Annotated in this window: 6 protein-coding genes; 4 read left to right on the plus strand and 2 right to left on the minus strand. The window is 71.9% G+C overall.

Annotated features, from left to right (window positions below; translation table 11 throughout):
- Positions 1 to 833, minus strand: an 833-nt coding sequence (locus ACSNOD_RS26810) for a sulfurtransferase (RefSeq protein WP_436769642.1), incomplete at its 3' end; no start/stop codon positions are given.
- 442 nt (positions 834 to 1,275) lie between these two features.
- Here ACSNOD_RS26810 and ACSNOD_RS26815 point away from each other — a divergent pair.
- The 4 genes from ACSNOD_RS26815 (at position 1,276) to ACSNOD_RS26830 (ending at position 5,752) form a co-directional block, all read left to right on the plus strand.
- Entirely contained in the window at positions 1,276 to 2,076 is an 801-nt protein-coding gene (locus ACSNOD_RS26815; protein WP_436769643.1) for a VOC family protein, read from the plus strand.
- Positions 2,077 to 2,329: 253 nt separating this feature from the next.
- On the plus strand, positions 2,330 to 4,747 hold the full coding sequence (locus ACSNOD_RS26820; protein WP_436769644.1) for a glycoside hydrolase domain-containing protein: 2,418 nt from the start codon (positions 2,330 to 2,332) through the stop codon (positions 4,745 to 4,747).
- A 5-nt stretch (positions 4,748 to 4,752) separates the two neighbouring features.
- Positions 4,753 to 5,076, plus strand: a complete 324-nt coding sequence (locus ACSNOD_RS26825; protein WP_436769645.1) for a hypothetical protein — start codon at positions 4,753 to 4,755, stop codon at positions 5,074 to 5,076.
- A complete protein-coding gene (locus ACSNOD_RS26830) occupies positions 5,069 to 5,752 on the plus strand; it encodes a hypothetical protein (protein WP_436769646.1) in 684 nt (227 codons plus the stop codon). Before ACSNOD_RS26825 ends, ACSNOD_RS26830 begins: the two co-directional genes overlap by 8 nt.
- Before the next feature lie 123 nt (positions 5,753 to 5,875).
- Here ACSNOD_RS26830 and ACSNOD_RS26835 read toward each other — a convergent pair whose 3' ends face one another.
- Entirely contained in the window at positions 5,876 to 6,523 is a 648-nt protein-coding gene (locus ACSNOD_RS26835; protein ID WP_436769647.1) for a thymidine kinase, read from the minus strand.
- Between the last annotated feature and the right edge of the window lie 46 nt (positions 6,524 to 6,569).

Raw genomic sequence — 6,569 nt, forward strand, 5'->3', positions numbered from 1 at the left:
AGAGACAGGGACCCGACCCCGGACTCGGCCCCGGCCGCTTCATGGCGGTCGGCCCCGGCAGCCCGCGTGACCCCCGTGACCCGCTCCCCCGCTCCCGTGACCGCGCCAGGACCCGTGCCCGACGGGGCGCGCACGCCGAGCGCCGCGAAGCGCTCCGCCAGCGCCTCCGGCGCCAGCAGCAGGCCGTCCTCCCCCTGGTTGTCCGTCGCCGGCGCGCACAGGGCGCCGGGGATATGGCCCGCCACCGGGTCGATCGGCTCCACCTCGCCCCGGTAGCGCTCCGGGGCCCGCGCGTCCAGCAGTACTCCCGTACGGGCGAGGGCGGCCGCGGCGTCCGCGTCCAGCAGTGGCAGGTGCCCCGGGGCGGGGACGAAGTCCCCGGGCTCCGGCGCCTCCACGGCGGTCGACAGCGCCCCGCCGGCCGCCGTCCACGCGGCCAGGCCGCCGTCCAGGACCCGTACGGCCGGGTGGCCGGCCCAGCGCAGCAGCCACCAGGCTCGGGCGGCGGCCCAGCCCGCCGAGGGCACCGGCGGGTCGCCCCGGCCGCCGTCGTAGACCACCACCGGCCGCTCCCGGGAGACCCCGGCCCGGCGCATCGCGGCACCGAAGGCGTCGAGGTCGGGCAGGGGGTGCCGGCCGCGCGGCCCCGGCTCGCCGGCCAGCTCCGTGTCGAGGTCGACATAGACGGCGCCCGGCAGATGACCGGCCTCGTACGCGGGCCGGCCGGGCGGGCCGCCGAGCTGCCAGCGGATGTCGAGCAGCAGCGGGGGCCGGGGCCCGGCCAGTTCGTCCGCCAGCCCCGCCACGGAAATGATCACACCTTTGGCATCCATGGGCCCATCCTCGCGCAGAGTCCGTCGCGGCACCCCGGCCGGACGGACCGCCGCCATCGGCTCCCCACCTCGGCTTCCCGCCCCCACTCCCCGCCGCGGTGGCGCCCGCCTTCGAGTGCTGTACGCGAACCGCGGCGCCCCGCCCGCCCGCGTACACCCTCTGGAGATCACCTCGCGAGCCCCTCGTGGCGACGAGGTCATGGCCGCCGGTTCGTATGAGCGCTCGCACACGGGGTATACGGCGAGTGGACACTGAACGGCAAGGGCGCCGAAAGCGATGCGGAGACGGCAAATCGGGCATCCTCCTGGGGGAACACGGGGAATGCGGCGCGGCCGGGGCGCACGGCACGACAGGTGGTGCAAGCATCTGGGCGGGCGTACGTCACGCGACGGTGCGCCCGGTCCGGCACGACCACCCCGATGGTCCGAGGAGAGAGTGACGATGACCGAGGAATGGGGGTCCCCCCAGCCACGCGCGGGGGAGGCTCGGCGCACGCCCGGCACGCCCTGCTGGGTGAGCCTCATGGTGCACGGCCTGCCCGCCACCCAGGAGTTCTACAGCACGCTGTTCGGCTGGGAGTTCAGCCCGGGCCCCCAGCAGCTCGGCCCGTACGTCCGTGCGCTCCTGGACGGCGAGGAGGTCGCCGGCATCGGTGAGCTGCCCCCGGACCGCCATCTGCCGATCGCCTGGACCACCTATCTCGCCAGCGACGACGCCGACGCCACGGCGGAGCAGATCCGGTGCTGCGGCGGCACGGTCGGGGTGGGCCCGCTGGACGCGGGCGAGGCGGGGCGGATGGCGATGGCCTCCGACCCCACCGGCGCGGTGTTCGGCGTCTGGCAGGGCCGGGCGCACCCCGGCCAGCGGGTGGCGGGCCGGCCCGGCACCCCGGTCTGGAATGAGCTGTTGACGCAGGACACCTCCCACGTCACGAAGTTCTACCAAGCGGTGTTCGGCTATGAGCCCGAGACGCTCGCCTCGGCCGACGAGGACCATGTGACGCTCCATCTGGCGGACCGCCCGGTGGCCTCGATCCACGGCGTGGGCAACGCCCTGCCCCGGGACCGCGGGCCGCACTGGATGACGTATTTCGAGATCGAGGACGTGGACGCGGCCGTCGATCGCGTCGCCGGGCTGGGCGGCCGGGTGCTCAAGGGCCCGTGGGACGGCGCCCACGGGCGGATGGCCACGGTCTGCGACCGGGAGGGCGCCGCCTTCACCATCGTCCGCACCGCCCGCTGACGGGCCCGGCCGCGCCCCGGCGCACCGCTGACCGACCGGGGCCCGGCCCTCCCCCGGCGCACCGCCTGGGGCCCGGCCCCGCCTCGGCGCACCGCCCGCCGGCCGGAGGGTGAAGACCCACCCGAGAGTGGACGGAGAGCGTCCGTTCCCACACTGACGACGGCCCGCCGCACACGCGGCGGGCCGCGGGGGGGGCGGCCGCGGTGCCCCATGCCCCCTTCGGGGCGGGGCACCGGCGTCATTTCGGTGTGGGATGGGGTTATCTGTGGCGGACGACAAGGTTCTCGCGGCACAGAAGTGGGTCAACGCGACCTACGGAAAGGTCGCCGGATACCAGAAGTGCCCCGAGGACGGCAAGACGGGGTGGGGCACGATGTACGCCCTCACCATGGCCCTCCAGCACGAGCTGGGCATCAGCCCCGTGGTCGCGGGCTTCGGCCCCGGCACCCTGTCCAAGCTGGCGGCCCTCGGCGATGTCCAGATGGGCTTCAAGAACAAGAACATCGTCAAGATCCTCCAGCACGCGCTGTTCTGCAAGGGCTACTGGGGCGGCGCCGCGGACGGCAACTACGACGTCACGACCGTCACGGCGATCAAGCAGCTGAAGTCCAACGCCGGCCTCGGCGACAGCGACGGCATGGTCCAGCCGAAGATCTTCAAGGCGATCCTGTCCATGGACGCCTATGTGGTCGTCGCGGGCGGCACGGAGAAGGTCCGCGGCATCCAGCAGTGGCTGAACGGCCGCTACCACAAGCGCTCGACGTTCGACATCGGCCCGTGCGACGGCATCTACTCGCGCGATGTGCAGAAGTCGCTGATGAAGGCCATTCAGTACGAGATCGGCATCGCCGAGTCCTCGGTGAACGGCAACTTCGGCCCCACCACCCAGGCCGGGCTGCGCAACCACGTGGTGTCCGAGGGCGACTCCGGCATCTTCGTCCAGCTGTTCTCGGCCGCCTGTGTGTTCAACGAGCCGGTGTACCTCGCGCCGGGCAGCCAGGTCATCACCTCCTTCAAGGACTCGTTCGACGGCAAGCTGAGGGAGTACGTCTCCGCCTTCCAGCGGTTCTCCTCCCTGGACGCCACCGGCAAGGGCGACTACCGCACCTGGGCGCAGCTGCTGGTCTCCATGGGCGACCCCGACCGCCCCGCCGACGGCTGCGACACCCGGTACGAGATCACGCCGTCGCGCGCCAAGAAGCTGTACGCGGACGGCTACCGCTATGTGGGCCGCTATCTCTTCGACCCGCCGGGCAGCACCCTGGACAAGGAGATCAAGCCCGGCGAGCTGAAGACGATCTTCGACGCCGGTCTGCGGGTCTTCCCGATCTACCAGGACAACGCGCGCCGGCTGGAGGACTTCACCTACTCCCACGGCTTCGCGCACGCCCTCAACGCCCACAAGCTGGCCGCGTCCTACGGCTTCAACCGGGGCACCACGATCTACTTCGCCGTCGACTACGACGCGACGCAGGAAGAGATCATGTCGGCCATCGTGCCGTACTTCAACGGCGTGGCCGCCGGCCTGTCCAACCAGGGCCGCCGCTACATCCACGGCGTCTACGGCTCGCGGAACGTGTGCACGCAGGTCACCAAGCACACCTACGCCCGCTACTCCTTCGTCTCCGGCATGTCCTGGGGCTTCTCGGGCAACCTCGGCTTCCCGCTGCCCCCGAACTGGTCGTTCAACCAGATCAAGGAGTTCAAGGTCACGGACGGCAGTGACTCCTTCGACCTGGACCGCGACACCCACCGCATCGGCTCGGACTACGGCGAGAAGTCCGTCAACAAGGACAAGTCCCCGGCCGACGACTTCATCAACTACATCGCCCGGCTCTACCAGGTCGCCAAGGACTACGGCAAGGGCGACCCGAACAAGCTGGTGATGCACTACTTCCGGCAGAAGGAGTACTCCGGCTGGGACTGGTGGGCCCTCATCGGCAGCCCGGACGAGGACTTCATCAAGTACGCCAACGACAAGGGCATGGTCGTCTGGGACGAGTTCACCGACCCGTACACCGGCTACGAGATCGGCGCGGAGCACCTGCTGGCCACCGCCAACGCCCACCTCGTCAAGTGGCAGACCGACAACCCGCGCCGGGTCGGCGCGGGTGACGTCGGCGGCTGGGGCGGCGACCTCATCACGCTGTACGGCGAGTGGCGGCGCGACAGCAAGTCCTACTCGTCCGGCTACAAGTACGTCCAGGACAAGTTCGCCAACATCGGCGTCAACTCCACCTTCGCCTACGGCGACCTGCTGGAGGACGCGGACGGCTATCTGCTGGCCGCGCAGGTCCGCAACAACGTGGACATCGTCACCGCCATCCGCAACCACTACAACGGCAAGGGCGGCCTGACGCGCTTCCGGGACTACTGGAACAAGCGCTTCAGCGGCCGGGTGGACATCGCGACCGACATGGCCCGCAACATGCTGACCATGGAGGACGACCCGACGATCTCCCTCGGGCGCGACTACCTCATCGGCCAGCAGGCCGGAACGTGGACGATGTCGCCGAATATGCTGCCCGCGGAGAAGCTCACCGAGTTCTGCAAGGGCTTCGCCGACCAGCTCCAGGCGCGCGTGGGCAAGGAGAACGCGAAGATGGCCGCCTTCCGCAGCAACCACCAGACGTATCTCGGCCAGGCCGAGGCGCGGGCCGCCGCGCGGTGAAGGGCGTGACCGCGGGGGGATGGGTGGTGCGCGGCGCCCTGTTCGCCGTCGTCGCCCTCCCCGTCTGGCTCACCGGCATGCTGTCCGGCTTCACCCGGAGCGGCGAGATCTGCCGGCGGGAGGCGGGCCGGGTCTCCGGCCCGGACTCCATCACCCAGACCGCGTTCCCGGTCACCCACACCTGTCACTGGCGCACCGGGGAGACGGTGGAACTGGTCCCCGCGTGGGTCAACCCCGTCATCTGGCTGTGCCTCGCCGGAATCGTCGCCTGCGCCGCCATGGCCGTCCGCACCCGGGTGCGGAGACACAAGGAGCTCTCTCATGACTGAATCCATATCCCTCGACCGGCGGCGGCTGCTGGCCACCGCCCTCGGTGTCGCCGTCGGCGGCTCCGTCCTGTGGGCGGCCGGCGGACCGGCCCCCCGCGCCGTGGCCGCCGAGGCGCCCCGGGCGACCGGCTGGAGCGGTGGCACCAGCGCCAACGGCTGGCCGGTGCTCGACGGCGCGCCGACGCACCGGATCGAGGGCGCGGGCGGCGTCTCCGTCGCCGTCAGGGACGGCGACGTGGCCGTCGTCCTGCTGCACGTCGCCCGCCGCTTCCACTACGAGGTCGACGTGCTCCGCCACGGCGATGTCGTGGGGCACACGACCGACCGCGACGTGCGGCAGCCGTACGAGTCGAACCGCCTGTCCGGGACGGCCATCGCCATTCGCCCCGCGTCGTACCCGATCGGGGCCGCGGGCGGGCTGTTCCCCCAGGAGCTGGTCGTGGTCCGCGACATCCTCGCCGAGTGCGAGGGCGTCGTCGCCTGGGGCGGCGACGAGAAGGTGGCGAAGGAGTCACACTTCCAGATCGACGTCAAGCCGGGCGACCCGCGGCTGACGGCGCTCGCCGCGAAGATCCGCGGCTGGGAGCAGGTGCCGGGCGAGGGAGCGGGCACGGTGGACGCGTTCGCCCCGACGCGCCGGGCCGCGGCGCAGGCGTTCGAGCGCCAGAGCTCCTGAGCGACCCGCTGGAGGGACCGGCCGGTCGGCCGTGAGGTGCGGGGCCCGCCGCGGGCAGCAGCAGCGCGGCGGGCCCTTCTCCGTCGTCGTACGGGGGGCGACCGGGCGGGGTGGCGGGACCGGTCAGGAGGAGACCGGCAGGACGTCCGGGGACAGCGCGCCCACGCGGGCCGTCGCGCTGGTCGTGCGGCGGCGGTGGTGGCGCCGGCACAGCACCTCGTACCCCACCTCGCCCGTCGGCTGGTTGACGTCGCCGACCACCACCTGGGCGCCCTCGACGACCATCACCCCGTCCACCGTACGGGCGTTGTGCGTGGCGCGGGCGCCGCACCAGCACAGCGCCTCGACCTGGAGGGTCTCGATCCGGTCGGCCAGCTCGATGAGGCGCTGGGAGCCCGGGAAGAGCTTGGTGCGGAAGTCGGTGGTGATCCCGAAGGCGTACACATCGAGGCCCAGGTCGTCGACGACCCGGGCCAGCTGGTCGATCTGCTCGGGCGTGAGGAACTGCGCCTCGTCGGCGATGACGTAGTCGACCCGGCCGCCGGCCGACAGATGACCCACGAGGTGGGCGTAGAAGTCCATCGACGCGTCGGCCTCGACCGCCGCCGTGACCAGCCCCAGCCGCGACGAGAGCTTGCCCTCCCCCGCCCGGTCGTTGCGGGTGAAGATCATGCCCTCGAGCCCGCGCGCCGAGCGGTTGTGCTCGATCTGGAGAGCGAGGGTGCTCTTTCCGCAGTCCATCGTTCCGGAGAAGAACACCAGCTCGGGCATGGGGGCGGACGGCCTTTCGGTCACGGGGCGGTCAGGGGGGTCAGGG

It is taken from the genome of Streptomyces sp. URMC 123, from assembly GCF_051386515.1.
Classification (GTDB): Bacteria; Actinomycetota; Actinomycetes; order Streptomycetales; family Streptomycetaceae; genus Streptomyces.

Excerpts from the sequence above, each read along its gene's own strand:
- ACSNOD_RS26820 (WP_436769644.1), top strand. The coding sequence starts at position 2,330 with ATGGGGTTATCTGTGGCGGACGACAAGGTTCTCGCGGCACAGAAGTGG.
- ACSNOD_RS26835 (WP_436769647.1), bottom strand. The coding sequence starts at position 6,523 with ATGCCCGAGCTGGTGTTCTTCTCCGGAACGATGGACTGCGGAAAGAGC.
- ACSNOD_RS26830 (WP_436769646.1), top strand. The coding sequence starts at position 5,069 with ATGACTGAATCCATATCCCTCGACCGGCGGCGGCTGCTGGCCACCGCC.
- ACSNOD_RS26815 (WP_436769643.1), top strand. The coding sequence starts at position 1,276 with ATGACCGAGGAATGGGGGTCCCCCCAGCCACGCGCGGGGGAGGCTCGG.